Source organism: Azospirillum palustre (assembly GCF_002573965.1).
GTDB classification, from domain to species: domain Bacteria; phylum Pseudomonadota; class Alphaproteobacteria; order Azospirillales; family Azospirillaceae; genus Azospirillum; species Azospirillum palustre.
This window is the reverse complement of record NZ_PDKW01000041.1, coordinates 155,670-170,142: the sequence shown is the minus strand read 5'-3', so window position 1 is coordinate 170,142 and position 14,473 is coordinate 155,670. Positions and strand designations below refer to the sequence as shown.

The following is a 14,473-nucleotide window of genomic DNA, read 5'->3' as shown; positions in this document are numbered from 1 at the left end:
ATTGGGGCACCACAGCCGGAGGTTCGCCCTTTCGCGGTATGACGCATTCGGCTCCGGCGACCGACCGCCGGCCGCTGGGCCGCTTTCCGCATTCATGGTGGCCGGGAAGGACAAGGTCTTTCCCGGCCATCGCTCTGCTGCAATGCAGCATTCCCGTCGCGTCCGGATTTTGCCCGGTGACGAGTCGGGGGACTTTGCCGTAAGAAACTTGGCGGGGTTTCAAAACGGATGGTTCGCCCGTGCTTCGATCGGTCTCTCTCTGCCTGTTCATCGCCGCTGTCGGCGGTCTTGCGGGCTGCACCTCCGACTATTCTCCCAACACCTACGCCTCCAGCGCGGTCCAGCAGGCCAACAAGGTCGAGGCGGGCATCGTCGTCGGCTTCCGCCAGGTGGCGATCAGCGCCAACGGCACCGTCGGCGCCGTCAGCGGCGGGGCGGCCGGCGGCATCCTGGGCGCACAGGTCGGGACGGGCGGCATGAACGCCGCGCTCGGCACCGTCGGCGGCACGGCGATCGGCGGTCTGCTGGGCACGGCGATGGAGCACATCGCCGGCGACACCAACGGCTGGGAATACATCGTCCGCAAATCGAACGGCGAATTGCTGTCGCTGACCCAGAAGGAGCCGCAGCCGCTGCCCATCGGCCAGAAGGTGCTGGTCATCACCGGCAGCCAGGCCCGCATCGTCCCCGACTATTCCACCCCCGCCGATCCCGACTCTGCGAAGGCCGATTCGGCGAAGCCCGAGCCTGCCAAGGCCGAGACGCCCAAAGCCGACATGTCGCGGCCCGAGCCCCCGAAGTCGGACATCAAGGCGGTGCCGCTCGCCCCGCCTGCCGAACCGGCTCCGGCTGCCGACCCCGCTCCGGCCGAGCAGTCCGCCACCGGTCCGGCGCAGCCTGCCAGCGGCGGTGGGCCGGTCCGCCTGACCGCCCCCACCGACACTCCCCCCGCCGGCCCGGCCCCCACCGCTCCTTCGGCAGCGGCGGAACCCGCAGCGGCGGCTCCCGCCTCTCCCCCCGCTTCGCCCACGGCCCCGGCAGAGACCAAGCCGGCCGAGTAGCACCATACTTGTCCGAATGGACGGGATGGCGCACAGTCCGGTGACCCAGCCAAGTTCACCGACCGAGGCCCCATGTCCGCCGCCGACCGTTCCGCCGCCGCTCCCGTTCCCGCCATGACGAAGGAGGAATTGGAGGATCTGATCCGCGAGGGGGTTCCCCTGGTCGGGAACTTCGGCGTCGTCGTCGAAAGCCTGGGCGCCGGCACGATCCGCCTGCGCCTGCCCTACAAGGACGACTTCGTCCGGCCCGGCGGCACCGTCACCGGCCCGGCGATGTTCGGGCTGGCCGACGTGGCGCTGTATGGCGCGGTGCTGAGCCTGATCGGCCGGGTCGAGCTGGCGGTGACCACCAGCATGACCATCAACTTCCTGCGCCGCCCGCCGCCCGTCGCCATCATTGCGGAAGCGCGCGTGCTGAAACTCGGCAAGCGGCTGGCCTATGGCGAGATCCTGCTGTTCTCCGAGGGCGACCCGGAGCCGGTCGCCCATGTCACCGGAACCTACTCGATCCCGCCGCATGACCCCGTCTCCGTCGCGGTATCTCATTACCGTACCGAGGAAGCCTGATAAAAAATCCTTTTGAATCAACAGGTTTGGCGGCACGGTATTATGTTACCGCGCTTTTAACCTATTGAAATACAATGATAATTTTTCCGTTGACAGAGGTGTGTTCCGGCCCGTAGAAAACCGTCCGCTTCGGCGCCCCGGTATCGGCGGCCAGCCGATCCGTATTCGAAGAAACGAGTGTGGCGATGAAGACCTTCAATCTGAAGCCGACCGAGATCGAGAAGAAGTGGTACGTCGTCGACGCCGACGGCCTCGTTCTCGGCCGGCTTGCCAGCATCCTGGCGAACATCCTGCGTGGCAAGAACAAGCCGACCTACACCCCCCACATGGATTGCGGCGACCACATCGTCGTGATCAATGCTGAGAAGGTGAAGCTGACCGGCAACAAGCGCGACGCCGACATCTTCTATTGGCACACCGGCTATCCGGGTGGGATCAAGGGCCGTTCCAAGGGTCAGATCCTGGACGGCAAGTATCCGGAGCGTGTGATCGAGAAGGCCGTGGAGCGCATGGTTCCGCGCGGTCCGCTCGGCCGCCAGCAGATGACCCACCTCAAGGTCTACAAGGGTGCCACGCATCCGCACGATGCGCAGCAGCCGGTCGCCATCGACATCGGCGCCCTGAACCCGAAGAATAAGCGGAGCGCGTAAGCATGGCCCAGGTCACCACCACCCTCTCCGGCCTTAAGGAACTGACGGGCGCTGCCGCCACTGCGACCGTCTCCGAGGAGCTCGCCGCTCCGAAGCTGGACGCCCAGGGCCGCGCCTACGCCACCGGCAAGCGCAAGGACGCCGTCGCTCGCGTGTGGATCAAGCCGGGCTCCGGCAAGGTCACCGTGAACGGCCGCGACCAGTCGGTCTACTTCGCCCGTCCGGTGCTGCGCATGATGATTGCCCAGCCGTTCGGCGTGACCGAGCGTTCGGAGCAGTTCGACGTCGTCGCCACCGTTGCCGGCGGCGGTCTGTCGGGCCAGGCCGGTGCCGTCCGTCACGGCATCTCCAAGGCGCTGACCTACTTCGAGCCGGCCCTGCGCCCGCCGTTGAAGGCCGCCGGCTTCCTGACCCGCGACGCCCGTACGGTCGAGCGTAAGAAGTACGGCCGCGCCAAGGCCCGCCGCAGCTTCCAGTTCTCGAAGCGCTAATCCCTACACGGGCCTGCTGCTTTACGGTACAAGCGAGGGGCGTCCCGAAAGGGGCGCCCCTTTCTTTTTGTCCTCACCTCACGCCTACCCAAACCTCAACGTTCCTCCCGTCAAGCGAAGGACATCGGTTCCATGGCCTCCATCAGCATTCCGGGCAGCACTCCCGGCGGTTCGAAAATCCGCGTCGGCATCCTGGGCGCTTCCGGTTACACCGGCGCCGAACTGGTGCGCATGCTGCTGCGCCACCCGAATGTGGAGATCGCCGCGCTGACCGCCGAACGACAGGCCGGAAAGCCGATGGCGGAGGTGTTCCCGCATCTGGGCGGCTATGGCCTGCCCGATCTGGTGAAGATCGAGGAGCTGAAGTGGGGCAACCTCGACTTCATCTTCTGCGCCCTGCCGCACGGCACGACGCAGGAGGTGGTCGCCGGCCTGCCGAGCGGGCTGAAGGTGGTCGATCTCTCCGCCGATTTCCGCCTGACCGACCCGGCCGAATACGCCACCTGGTACGGGCATGAGCACCGCGCCGTCGATCTTCAGAAGGAGGTCGCCTACGGCCTGACCGAGTTCAACCGCCAGGGCGTGCGCAAGGCGCGGGTGGTGGCGAACCCGGGCTGCTATCCGACCTGCTCGCTGCTGCCGCTGCTGCCGCTGCTGCTGGAGAACCAGATCGAGCCGGGCGGCATCGTCATCGACGCCAAGTCCGGCGTGTCGGGCGCCGGCCGCGACGCCAAGCAGGCCAACCTCTTCACCGAGGTGTCGGAGGGCTTCAACGCCTATGGCGTCGGCCATCACCGCCACATGCCGGAGATCGAGCAGGAGCTGCGGCTGGCCGCCGGCCGTCCGGTCACCGTCTCCTTCACCCCGCATCTGGTGCCGATGAACCGCGGCATGATGTCGACCATCTATGTCCGCATGGCCGATGGCGTCACCGCCGACGACCTGCGGGCGACGCTGGCCGCCCGCTATGCCGACGAGCCCTTCGTCGGTGTGACCCCGGCCGGCGTGGTGCCGGCGACGCGCCATGTCCGTGCGTCCAACCACAATCTGATCGGCGTGGTCGCCGACCGCGCCCCGCGCAGCGCCATCATCGTGTCGGTGATCGACAATCTGGTGAAGGGCGCGTCGGGTCAGGCCATCCAGAACATGAACGTCATGATGGGGCTGGGCGAGACGACCGGCATCGATCAGGCGCCGCTTTTCCCGTAATCGGCTACCGCGAAAGGATAGGCGGCGGGCTGTGACAGCGTTGTGGCCCTCTGTCCGCACTGTTGCACAGAGGCACCAATCGGGATTTGCTTTGGCCTGTCAATGCGAAATCAGGTGGTGCCTTAAGCCTTACGGTGCTTCAATCCGGCCCGTCATGCACGACTTCGGTACGACCTGATGACTGGCCTTGTCCGCGCCTTCAACGGCATCCTGCCCACCGTCGACCCGACCGCGTTCATCGCGGAAACGGCGGCGGTGATCGGCGATGTCGTGATCGGGGCGAACAGCAGCATCTGGTACGGCTGCACCGTGCGTGGAGACGTCAACGAGATCCGAATCGGCGCTCGCACCAACATTCAGGACGGCACCGTGATCCACGTGGCCTCCGAAGGGCAGGGCACCTACATCGGCGACGACATCACCGTCGGCCACATGGCGTTGCTGCACGCCTGCACGCTGGAAGACGGCTGCTTCATCGGCATGAAGGCCTGCATCCTGGATGGGGCTTATGTCGAGTCGCGGGCGATGGTTGCGGCCGGTGCTCTGGTGACTCCCGGAAAGCGGGTTACGTCCGGATTTTTGTGGGCCGGCAGCCCTGCTAGACCGGTCCGCGAGCTTACGGAAAAGGATCTCGCGGTTTTTCCTGTGCTCAGCCACCGTTATACGGATTTGGCAGAATCCTACAGGAAAAGCTGCTATGGAAGTGGAGCATAGGTCAAGGTACAGGTACGGTTCGGCCGAACGGCTGAGGTGTCGGAACATCGCCGCACACCACATGTTGGGAAGGTCGCTGCCGCGCTTGCACGTGGGCCGTTGCTTCGATTGATACGTTCATCCCCCGCAGGCACTCTGATGGGGAAGGGTTCTGGAAGGGAGTGAAGACAATGAAGACTATTGTTCGCGCGGGTCTGGCTGCCATCCCGGCCGCCATCGTCGCTTTCGGTCTGTCGGCGGCCGCCAATGCCCAGGACGCGAGCCTGGTCGGCAAGGGCACCCAGTGGTGCAACCCGGTCATCGGCTGGACCGGTCAGGTGTCGGAAGGCGTCGCCGCCCGCACCGCTGACGGCGGCTACGTCATCCATCAGGGCAGCTATCCGTGCCCGCCGGCCGCTGCCGCTCCGGCTCCGGCCGCCGTTGCCGCGGTCCAGAGCGAATATCTGGTGTTCTTCGACTGGGATAAGTCGAACATCACCCCGGCCGCCGATCGCGTGATCGGTGACGCGGTGTCGGCCATCCTGAAGAACGGTGGCGCCAAGATCCACGTCGTCGGCCACACCGACACCTCGGGCACGCCGGCCTACAACCAGAAGCTGTCGCTGCGTCGCGCCGACGCGGTCAAGAAGGCCCTGGTCGCCAAGGGCGTCCAGGCTGCCAACATCACGACCGAAGGCAAGGGCGAGAGCCAGCTGCTGGTCCAGACCGGTCCGAACGTCCGCGAGCCGTCCAACCGTCGTGCGCAGATCCTGCCGCGCCTGCTGAACGCTCCGTCGTCTTAAGGACGGTTGGCAGGGGGCCGCTCCGGGGGTTTCGGAACGGCCTTCCCGCCAGCGGGAGAAACCGCAAAGAAAAAGGCCGCGCCGGGCTTCCCGGTCGCGGCCTTTTTCTTTTTCGGTTCCGGGCGCCGTCTGCGCCTCAGCCGGCGGTCTGGGCCAAGTCCTGTTCCGGTTCGCCGGCGGTCAGCCGCAGGGGCACCACACCCGCCCACACCGGGTGGGCCATATCCTCCGGATCGTCGGCGGGCGGGCCGGAGCGCCGCTTGGCCGATGCCTCGGCAATCGGGAAGGCCAGAACCGACGTGGCCTTCAGTTCCTGCACGTTGGGCGCCCGCACCTTGGCGCTGCGGCCGGGCTCGATCTTCTCCATCAGCGCATCGAGGGCGGCACGCTTCTCCGCCTCTTCCGACACCAGCCGCGGCCGGCCGAACAGCATGACCGAGCGGTAGTTGACGGAGTGATGGAAGGCCGAGCGTGCCAGCACCCAGCCATCGATCAGCGACAGCGTGATGCAGGCCTCGCCCCCCTCCTGCAACCGGCGGATCATCCGGCTGGACGAGGCGCCATGGATCATCAGCTCATCGCCCACCCGCCAGGGGACCGTCGGGATCACCATGGGGGAGGGGGTGCCATGGCCCTTGATGGCATCGTCGACGAAGCCGACGTGGCAGATCGGCGCCTCGTCGATGATGGCGTGGATCTGGGCGACGTCATGGCTGCCGCGGTCGCCCAGCCGCACCGGACGGGTGCGCGGGGTCTGCGCCAAGGCGGCGGAGGAAGCGGCGGTGGATTCGTTGAGGGCGGAATCGGCGGGAAGGCTGGTCATTGTCGTGCTCAGGGCCGGACTGTTGCGGTGATCCAGAATGGCCGGCAAAATGGCCCCTTCGAAAGGTCCGGAATGTCGATTTCATTGGGACCAATTCCGCAGACCGCTTTGCTTGACCTTCGCGAGGATCGCCATGGCCCGTTCGGCACGTCCGGTTCTGTCCAGCCTGGGGCCGGTGGCGCTCGACCGGGACGGGGCGGAGCCGCTCCACCGCCAGCTCTACCGTGCCCTGCGTCAGGCGGTGCTGGATGGCCGCCTGCGCCCGGGGGAGCGGCTGCCGCCCAGCCGGGCGCTCGCCACCGAATGGGCCTTGTCGCGCAACACGGTGGTCACCGCCTACGACACGCTGCTGGCGGAGGGGTACGTCACCGGACGGGTCGGCGCCGGCACCTTCGTCGCCGCCTCCCTGCCCGATGCGGCACCCGGCGGTATCTCGGGCCGCGACGAGGCGCGCCGGGGTGTCGGGCTGTCCGCCCGCGGCCGGGCGCTGGCGGAGGCGCCGTCCATCGCCCGCGACCGGGTGGGGCGGCCCTTCGCGCTCGGCACGCCGGACCTGGGGGCCTTTCCCTTCGGCCTGTGGGCGCAATTGATCGGCCGCTGCTGGCGCCATGGCGGGCGGGCGCTGGCGACGGAGCCGGACCCGCTGGGCTACGGCCCCTTGCGGGCGGAGATCGCCGCCTATCTGCGGGCGGTCCGCGCCGTGCGCTGCGAGCCGGAGCAGGTCGTCATCGTCTCCGGTGCGCAGCAGGGCTTGGCGCTGATGGCACAGCTGCTGCTCGACCCCGGCGACGAGGCCTGGGTGGAGGAGCCCGGTTGGCCCGGCAACCGCGCCGCCCTGCTGGGCGCCGGGGCGCGGCTGGTGCCGGTGCCGGTGGACGGGGAGGGCATCGACGTCGCCGCCGGCATGGCCCGCGGGGCCGATGCCCGGCTGGCGCTGGTCACCCCGTCCCACCAGTTCCCCCTGGGCGTGACGATGAGCCTCGCCCGCCGCCTGCGCCTGCTGGATTGGGCGGCGGCGCGCGACGCCTGGATCGTCGAGGACGATTACGACAGCGAGTTCCGCTATGCCGGCCCGCCGCTGGCCGCGCTCCAGGGGCTGGATGGCGCCGGCCGCGTCATCTATGTCGGCAGCTTCAGCAAGGTGATGTTCCCGGCGCTGCGGCTCGGCTATGTCGTGGTGCCGCCCGATCTGGTGGAGCCGGTGCGCGCCGCGCGCCGCCATTTCGATGGCGGGACCAGCGTGGTGCCGCAGGCGGCCCTGCACCGCTTCCTGGCCGACGGCCATTTCGCCTCGCACCTGCGGGCCATGCGCTCGCTCTACGCCGTCAAGCGCGCCGCCATCCTGGCATCGATAGAGACTGTCTTCGCCGGTTTCGCCACGGCCGAGGCGGGCGAGGCCGGCATGCATGTCCTGCTCCGCCTGCCGCCGGACTGTCCCGACCATGTCCTGGCCGAGCGCGCCGCCCGCATCGGCCTGACCACGCCGCCGCTGTCCAGCTATTACCGCGCTGGCTCCAGCACCACCGAAGCGGGCCTCGGCAATGGCGTCCTTCTCGGTTTCGCCGCCCATGACGAGGCAGCGCTCGACCGGGCAGTGCGCGATCTGGCGCGGATGGCGGCAGATATGCCGAAGAGCTGAAGCGACCTCGCCATTTGCTCCTCCACTGGCAGGCGCGGCGAAGGAACCTCCGTTGTACGACATGCGTCCAAGGCGGTACGTACGACTGGGCTGCCGGCCTGACCCATCGGCGTCAATCCGTGTCCACTCCGGATTGCCGCGCATTCGAACGAGCCCTCCGGCACCTTCGCTGAAGGGTGTACGCCTGGGTTTCCGCCGACCCGACTATCCGGAAGTCAGGGTTGCCGGACGGTCGTCCGGGTGAAACCTTCGACCCTCTGGCTTGTTTCCGTCCCGTGTTCCCGCGACACGTGTTCCGTCAATCGCTTCTCGAAAGTGCTGGACTCATGATCGATCGGCAGGACCGGCTCTGGTACAAGGACGCCGTCATTTACCAACTGCACATCAAGGCGTTCTTCGACGCCGACAATGATGGCATCGGCGATTTCGCCGGCTTGACCCAGAAGCTGGACTACATCCAGGAATTGGGTGTGACGGCCGTGTGGCTTCTGCCCTTCTATCCATCGCCGCTGCGCGACGACGGCTACGACATCGCCGACTACACCTCGGTCAACCCGACCTACGGGAACCTGGATGACTTCCGGCGCTTCATGGAGGAGTGCCGCAAGCGCGGCCTGCGGGTGATCACCGAGCTGGTCATCAACCACACCTCCGACCAGCACCCCTGGTTCCAGCGTGCGCGGGAGGCGCCTCCGGGCTCCAACCACCGCGACTATTATGTGTGGTCCGACAGCGACCAGAAGTACCAGGGCACGCGGATCATCTTCTGCGACACGGAGAAGTCCAACTGGACCTGGGATCCGGTCGCCAACGCCTATTACTGGCACCGCTTCTATTCGCACCAGCCCGACCTGAACTTCGACAATCCCGAGGTTCTGGAGGAGGTGCTGAAGGTGATGCGCTTCTGGCTGGACATGGGGGTGGACGGGCTCAGGCTCGACGCCATTCCCTACCTGAAGGAGCGCGAGGGCACCAACAACGAGAACCTGCCGGAGACGCACGACGTCCTGAAGGCGATCCGCGCCGCGCTCGACGCCGAATATCCCGACCGCATGCTGCTGGCCGAGGCCAACCAGTGGCCGGAGGATGTGCTGCCCTATTTCGGCGATCCGGAGAAGGGCGGCGACGAATGCCACATGTCCTTCCACTTCCCGCTGATGCCGCGCATCTACATGGCGGTGGCGATGGAGGACCGGCATCCCATCGCCGACATCATGCGCCAGACGCCCGACATCCCGGCCGACTGCCAGTGGGCCATCTTCCTGCGCAACCATGACGAGTTGACGCTGGAGATGGTCACCGATACCGAGCGCGACTATCTCTGGAACTTCTACGCCGCCGACCGGCGCATGCGGATCAACCTCGGCATCCGCCGCCGCCTCGCCCCGCTGCTGGAGAACGACCGCCGCAAGATCGAGCTGCTGAACAGCCTGCTGATGTCGATGCCCGGCACGCCGGTGCTCTATTACGGCGACGAGATCGGCATGGGCGACAACATCTATCTCGGCGACCGCGACGGCGTGCGCACGCCGATGCAATGGTCCATCGACCGCAACGGTGGCTTCTCGCGCGCCGATCCGGCGCGGCTCTACCTGCCGGCGGTGCTCGATCCGATCTACGGCTTCATGGCCGTCAATGTCGAGGCGCAGTCCCGCAACCCCTCCTCGCTGCTGAACTGGATGAAGCGGCTGGTGGCGGTGCGCAAGCAGCGCCAGAGCTTCGGCCGCGGCAGCTTCTCGCTGCTCTATCCCGGCAACCGCAAGGTCCTGGCCTATATCCGCTCGCTTGAGACCGAGAACGGGTCGGAGATCGCGCTGTGCGTCGCCAACCTGTCGCGCTCGGCCCAGGCGGTTGAGCTCGACCTCAAAAACTGGAAGGGCCGCATTCCGGTCGAACTGCTGGGCCGCACCGTCTTCCCGCCGGTCGGCGACCTTCCCTATCTGCTGACCCTGCCGGCCTACGGTTTCTACTGGTTCGCCCTGACCGCCGAGGCGGAGCTGCCGACCTGGCACGAGACCCCGCCGGAGCCGGTGCCCGACCTGCTGACCGTCGTCGTCCGCGACGGCTGGCATAGCCTGACCAGCGGCAAGGCGGCGGACGAGCTGGGCCGCGATGTCCTCCAGGGCTTCCTGCCGCAGCAGCGCTGGTTCTCGGCCAAGGACCGCCGCATCACCCGCTCGCACGTCACGCTCGCCGCCCAGCTTCCGGGGCCGGGCGAGGGCTTCATGCTGGTCCGGACTCTCGTGGGCCTGGATGGCGACGCCGCCGACCAGAGCTATTTCCTGCCGATGGCGATGAGCTGGGAGGACGGGGCTGGCGGCACCGGCTGGCCGCTGCTGCCCTACACGCTGGCCAAGGTGCGGCGCGGTCCGCGGACCGGCGCCATCTATGACGCCGTGCAGGCCGACGGCTTCGCCCTGGCGCTGATCGAGGCGCTGCGGCGCGGCGACACGCTGAAGGCCACCGCCGGGGAGGACAGCATCCGCTTCACCGCGACCGAGGCTTTGGGCGCCATCGAGCTGTCGCCGGAGCCCGAGGTGCGGCGCCTGGGCGTGGAGCAGAGCAACACCTCCGTCCTGGTCGACAGCCAGATCGTGCTGAAGGTGCTGCGCCGTCTGGTCGAGGGCGAGCATCCCGAGGTCGAGATGGGCCGCTTCCTGACCGAGGTCGGCTTCGCCAACACCCCGGCCCTGCTGGGCACGGTGGAGCAGGTCGCCGCCGACGGCACGCCGACCGCGCTGGCGGTGGCCCAGGCCTTCGTCCGCAACCAGGGCGACGGCTGGGCCAGCACGGTTGAGGAGCTGGAGCGCCAGCTGGAGGACATCCGGCTGGGCGTCGCCGGCAGCACCGAGGACGCCGCCGAATCGGGCGAGCCGTTCGGCATGCATCTGGTGATGATGACCACGCTGGGGCAGCGCACCGCCGAACTGCACCGGGCGCTGGCGCAGAGCACCGGCAATCCGGCCTTCGATCCCGAGCCGATCGCCGCCGGCGATCTGGCGAACTGGGCCGATGCCGTTCGCACCCAGGCCGAGGCTGCCTTCGCCGCCCTGCCGGGGACGCTCGACCGCCTGTCTGCGGACGTGCGGACCGACGCCGAACAGCTGCTGGCCCGCCGGGGCGAGGCGATGGAGCGCATTTCGGCGTTGGCGTCGATGCCGGCCGGCGGCGTCAAGACCCGCATCCACGGCGACTATCACCTGGGGCAGGTCGTGCGGGCGCAGAACGACTGGTATATCCTCGACTTCGAAGGGGAGCCCGCCAAGACGCTGGAGGAACGCCGCGCCAAATCCAGCCCGCTGCGCGACGTGGCCGGCATGCTGCGCTCCTTCAACTATGCGGCCTGGGCGGCGCTGTTCCGGCTGGACAGCGCCGGCGAAGGCGCCAACAGCGGCGACAGCCCGGCGCTGGCCGCCGCCCGCGACTGGGAACGCCGCAGCACTGGGGCCTTCCTCGACGGCTATCGCACGGCCATCGAGGGCTGCCCGGCCTGGCCGGAGGCGGAAGAGACCGCGCGCGGCCTGCTGACCCTGTTCCTGCTGGAGAAGGCCTTCTACGAGATCGGCTACGAGGCGGCGAACCGGCCGGGCTGGATCGGCATCCCGGTGAAGGGCGTGCTGGGCCTTCTCGACGATGCCAAGGAGGCGGGCGCGAAGGAATGACCGGACAAATCCGCGGCGGGCATGGTGTGACGAAACCGCCGCGGGTATGTTCACCTCCGGAGACGGCGTTCCGGCGTCGGCCGTCATTCCTGCCTTCGCAGGGATGACGGCGTTGTGAGAGTTACCGGTCCACGAAGAAGGGCACTTGGCCAATGGCGAGCGACATGACGACGGACACCCGCAAGGACCAGGCGCAAACCGGCGTCTCCGAAAGCCGTACCCCTGAACAGCGCGCTGCCGACCATCGGGCCGAGGCCCTGCGCGCGGCGGCGGACGCCATTGTGCGGGCCGACCATGGCGATCCCTTCGCCGTGCTGGGCATGCAGCAGGAAGCGCCCGGCCGCCCGGTGGAGGTCCGCGCCTTCGTGCCCGGCGCAGAAAAGCTGTGGGTGATCGACAGCGCCACCGGCGAGCCGGCCGGCGAGGCCGAGCGCATCCACCAGGACGGCTTCTATCTCGCCGTGATGCCCGACCGGACGGAGCGTTTCCGCTACCGCCTGCGCGCCCAATACCCGCTGGCGACCCAGGAGTTCGAGGACGCCTATCGCTTCGGCAACATGCTGGGCGAGCTGGACGTCCATCTGCTGGCCGAAGGCACCCACCTGCGCAATTACGAGAAGCTGGGCGCCCACCCGCGCGAGGTCGACGGCATCGCCGGCGTGTCCTTCGCCGTCTGGGCGCCGAGCGCCCGCAGCGTCAGCGTCGTTGGCGATTTCAACAACTGGGACGGCCGCCGGATGCCGATGCGCCGGCGTGTCGAGGTCGGCGTCTGGGAGATCTTCGTTCCCGGTGCCCATGCCGGCCAGCGCTACAAGTTCGAGATCCGCGGACCTGATGGCAACCTGATGCCGGCCAAGGCCGACCCCTACGCCTTCCAGGCGGAGATGCGCCCGGCGACCGCCTCGGTCGTCCACGGCCTGTCGTCCTACGACTGGCGCGATCAGGACTGGCAGAGCCGCAAGCTGGCCGCCTCCGAGCGCACTGCGCCGATCTCGATCTACGAGGTCCATCTCGGATCCTGGGCGCGGGTGCCGGAGGAGGACAACCGCTTCCTGACCTATCAGGAACTGGCGGAGCGGCTGATCCCCTACGCCAAGGACATGGGCTTCACCCACATCGAGCTTCTGCCGATCACCGAGCATCCGTTCGACGGTTCCTGGGGCTACCAGCCCATCGGCCTCTATGCGCCGACCGCCCGTCACGGCTCGCCGGAGGATTTCAAGGACTTCGTCAATGCCTGCCACCGCGCCGGCCTCGGCGTGCTGCTCGACTGGGTGCCCGGCCATTTCCCGACCGACCCGCACGGGCTGGGCGATTTCGACGGCACGCATCTCTACGAGCATGCCGACCCGCGCCAGGGCTTCCACCAGGACTGGAACACCCTGATCTACAATTTCGGCCGGACGGAGGTGCAGAACTTCCTGCTGGGCAACGCGCTGTTCTGGCTCGACCAGTACAAGCTGGACGGGCTGCGCGTCGATGCCGTCGCCTCCATGCTCTATCTCGACTACAGCCGCAAGGAGGGGGAGTGGGTCCCCAACAAGTTCGGCGGGCGCGAGAACCTCGAATCCATCGCCTTCCTGAAGCGGATGAACGAGCTGGTCTACGGCCAGCAGCCGGGCGCCATGACGGTGGCGGAGGAATCCACCTCCTGGCCGATGGTCTCGAAGCCGACCTACCTCGGCGGTCTCGGCTTCGGCTACAAATGGAACATGGGGTGGATGCACGACACGCTGCACTACATGCAGAGCGACCCGATCCACCGCCGCTACCATCACCACGAGATGACCTTCGGGCTGATCTACCAGTTCTCCGAAAACTTCGTGCTGCCGCTCAGCCATGACGAGGTGGTCCATGGCAAGGGCTCGCTGATCAACAAGATGCCGGGCGACGACTGGCAGAAATTCGCCAACCTGCGCGCCTATTACGGCTTCATGTTCGCCCATCCCGGCAAGAAGCTGCTGTTCATGGGCGGCGAGTTCGCCCAGTGGCAGGAGTGGAGCGAGGCGCGCAGCCTGGACTGGCATCTGCTGGACCAGCCGATGCACCGCGGCATGCGCGACCTCGTGCGCGACCTGAACGGCCTCTACCGCGAGCTGGAGCCGCTGCACAGGACCGATTGCGACCCGTCCGGCTTCGAGTGGATCGAATCGAACGACAACGAGAACTCGGTCTTCACCTTCCTGCGCAAGGCCGACGAGTCCGGGCACATCGTCATCGCGGTCTGCAATTTCACGCCCGTCCCGCGCCAGGGCTACCGCGTCGGCGTCCCGCTTCCCGGCCGCTATGTCGAGCGGATGAACACCGACGACGCGAAGTACGGCGGCAGCGGCGTCGGCAACCCCGGCGGCGGCGTCTATGCCGAGGAAATCCCCTGGCACGGCCGCACCCACTCGCTGGACCTGACCATCCCGCCGCTGTCGACGCTGATCCTGGAGCGCAAGGCGGAGTAACGCCGCCTGCCAACCCGCACCCGCCCAACCCAACCCAACCCCAATCCCTTCTCCCCCCTGGGGAGAAGGTTAGGATGAGGGGGGGCCGAAGGCACGCCTGCGCCAGGGGATTGCCAAGGGGCAAGATGCCCCTTGGTGGCGCGCTTTGCGCCCCGGCCCGACCTCGCTGCCCTGGTCCCTTTGCCAACCTCCCTTGACGCCGCCGGGGGGAGGCTTTCTTATTGGATCCCTTGGGTCTTTTCGGGGAACCGGTGAGGCGTGCGCTGGCTGATGGTCGACAGGAACCCCGTTCCCTCCCTTGATGACGCGATGCGGACCCGGCGGGAAAACCGCAAGCTGCGGTGCTGCCGAGGGTGTGGAACACTGGAACAGGCCCCGAAAACCGTTTCATCCTGTTCCAAACGTTCCATCCGCCGGCCAGC

General features: G+C 67.7%; 11 protein-coding genes. 10 read left to right on the top strand and 1 reads right to left on the bottom strand.

The genetic code is table 11. From position 1 onward, the window contains the following. Nucleotides 1-239: 239 nt before the first annotated feature. From CRT60_RS14535 to CRT60_RS14505, 7 genes are all read left to right on the top strand, one after another. On the top strand, nt 240-1,061 hold the full coding sequence (locus CRT60_RS14535; protein ID WP_098737141.1) for an outer membrane lipoprotein: 822 nt from the start codon (nt 240-242) through the stop codon (nt 1,059-1,061). 72 nt (nt 1,062-1,133) lie between these two features. Next, a complete protein-coding gene (locus CRT60_RS14530; RefSeq protein WP_244592506.1) occupies nt 1,134-1,628 on the top strand; it encodes a PaaI family thioesterase in 495 nt (164 codons plus the stop codon). 185 nt (nt 1,629-1,813) lie between these two features. Beyond that, entirely contained in the window at nt 1,814-2,278 is a 465-nt protein-coding gene (rplM, locus tag CRT60_RS14525; RefSeq protein ID WP_098737140.1) for a 50S ribosomal protein L13, read from the top strand. Between the two features lie 2 nt (nt 2,279-2,280). Continuing rightward, nucleotides 2,281-2,769 carry a 30S ribosomal protein S9 gene (gene rpsI, locus CRT60_RS14520; protein WP_098737139.1) on the top strand — a complete coding sequence of 163 codons (489 nt, stop codon included), beginning with the start codon at nt 2,281-2,283 and terminating at the stop codon, nt 2,767-2,769. A 132-nt stretch (nt 2,770-2,901) separates the two neighbouring features. After that, nucleotides 2,902-3,978 (top strand): N-acetyl-gamma-glutamyl-phosphate reductase, encoded by a 1,077-nt coding sequence (gene argC, locus CRT60_RS14515; protein ID WP_098737138.1) that lies wholly within the window; start codon nt 2,902-2,904, stop codon nt 3,976-3,978. A 177-nt stretch (nt 3,979-4,155) separates the two neighbouring features. Beyond that, nucleotides 4,156-4,692, top strand: a complete 537-nt coding sequence (locus CRT60_RS14510) for a gamma carbonic anhydrase family protein (RefSeq protein WP_098737137.1) — start codon at nt 4,156-4,158, stop codon at nt 4,690-4,692. A gap of 170 nt (nt 4,693-4,862) precedes the next feature. Next, nucleotides 4,863-5,474, top strand: a complete 612-nt coding sequence (locus CRT60_RS14505) for an OmpA family protein (protein WP_098737136.1) — start codon at nt 4,863-4,865, stop codon at nt 5,472-5,474. 136 nt (nt 5,475-5,610) lie between these two features. On the opposite strand, the gene CRT60_RS14500 is transcribed toward CRT60_RS14505, so the two are convergent. Continuing rightward, nucleotides 5,611-6,297 carry a pyridoxamine 5'-phosphate oxidase family protein gene (locus CRT60_RS14500; protein ID WP_098737862.1) on the bottom strand — a complete coding sequence of 229 codons (687 nt, stop codon included), beginning with the start codon at nt 6,295-6,297 and terminating at the stop codon, nt 5,611-5,613. A 133-nt stretch (nt 6,298-6,430) separates the two neighbouring features. On the opposite strand from CRT60_RS14500, the gene pdxR reads away from it, so the two are divergent. The 3 genes from pdxR to glgB all read left to right on the top strand — a co-directional run bounded on the left by pdxR (nt 6,431) and on the right by glgB (nt 14,051). Then, nucleotides 6,431-7,936, top strand: coding sequence for a MocR-like pyridoxine biosynthesis transcription factor PdxR (gene pdxR, locus CRT60_RS14495; RefSeq protein WP_098737135.1), 1,506 nt, complete (start codon nt 6,431-6,433; stop codon nt 7,934-7,936). Nucleotides 7,937-8,262: 326 nt separating this feature from the next. Next, entirely contained in the window at nt 8,263-11,598 is a 3,336-nt protein-coding gene (gene treS, locus CRT60_RS14490; protein ID WP_098737134.1) for a maltose alpha-D-glucosyltransferase, read from the top strand. A 164-nt stretch (nt 11,599-11,762) separates the two neighbouring features. After that, entirely contained in the window at nt 11,763-14,051 is a 2,289-nt protein-coding gene (gene glgB / locus CRT60_RS14485; RefSeq protein WP_244592505.1) for a 1,4-alpha-glucan branching protein GlgB, read from the top strand. Nucleotides 14,052-14,473 lie beyond the last annotated feature (422 nt).

What these genes read in the sequence shown, in the direction of transcription:
- treS (WP_098737134.1), top strand. Translation starts at nt 8,263, where the DNA reads ATGATCGATCGGCAGGACCGGCTCTGGTACAAGGACGCCGTCATTTAC.
- CRT60_RS14505 (WP_098737136.1), top strand. Translation starts at nt 4,863, where the DNA reads ATGAAGACTATTGTTCGCGCGGGTCTGGCTGCCATCCCGGCCGCCATC.
- CRT60_RS14510 (WP_098737137.1), top strand. Translation starts at nt 4,156, where the DNA reads ATGACTGGCCTTGTCCGCGCCTTCAACGGCATCCTGCCCACCGTCGAC.
- argC (WP_098737138.1), top strand. Translation starts at nt 2,902, where the DNA reads ATGGCCTCCATCAGCATTCCGGGCAGCACTCCCGGCGGTTCGAAAATC.
- rplM (WP_098737140.1), top strand. Translation starts at nt 1,814, where the DNA reads ATGAAGACCTTCAATCTGAAGCCGACCGAGATCGAGAAGAAGTGGTAC.
- pdxR (WP_098737135.1), top strand. Translation starts at nt 6,431, where the DNA reads ATGGCCCGTTCGGCACGTCCGGTTCTGTCCAGCCTGGGGCCGGTGGCG.
- CRT60_RS14500 (WP_098737862.1), bottom strand. Translation starts at nt 6,297, where the DNA reads ATGACCAGCCTTCCCGCCGATTCCGCCCTCAACGAATCCACCGCCGCT.
- rpsI (WP_098737139.1), top strand. Translation starts at nt 2,281, where the DNA reads ATGGCCCAGGTCACCACCACCCTCTCCGGCCTTAAGGAACTGACGGGC.
- CRT60_RS14530 (WP_244592506.1), top strand. Translation starts at nt 1,134, where the DNA reads ATGTCCGCCGCCGACCGTTCCGCCGCCGCTCCCGTTCCCGCCATGACG.
- glgB (WP_244592505.1), top strand. Translation starts at nt 11,763, where the DNA reads ATGACGACGGACACCCGCAAGGACCAGGCGCAAACCGGCGTCTCCGAA.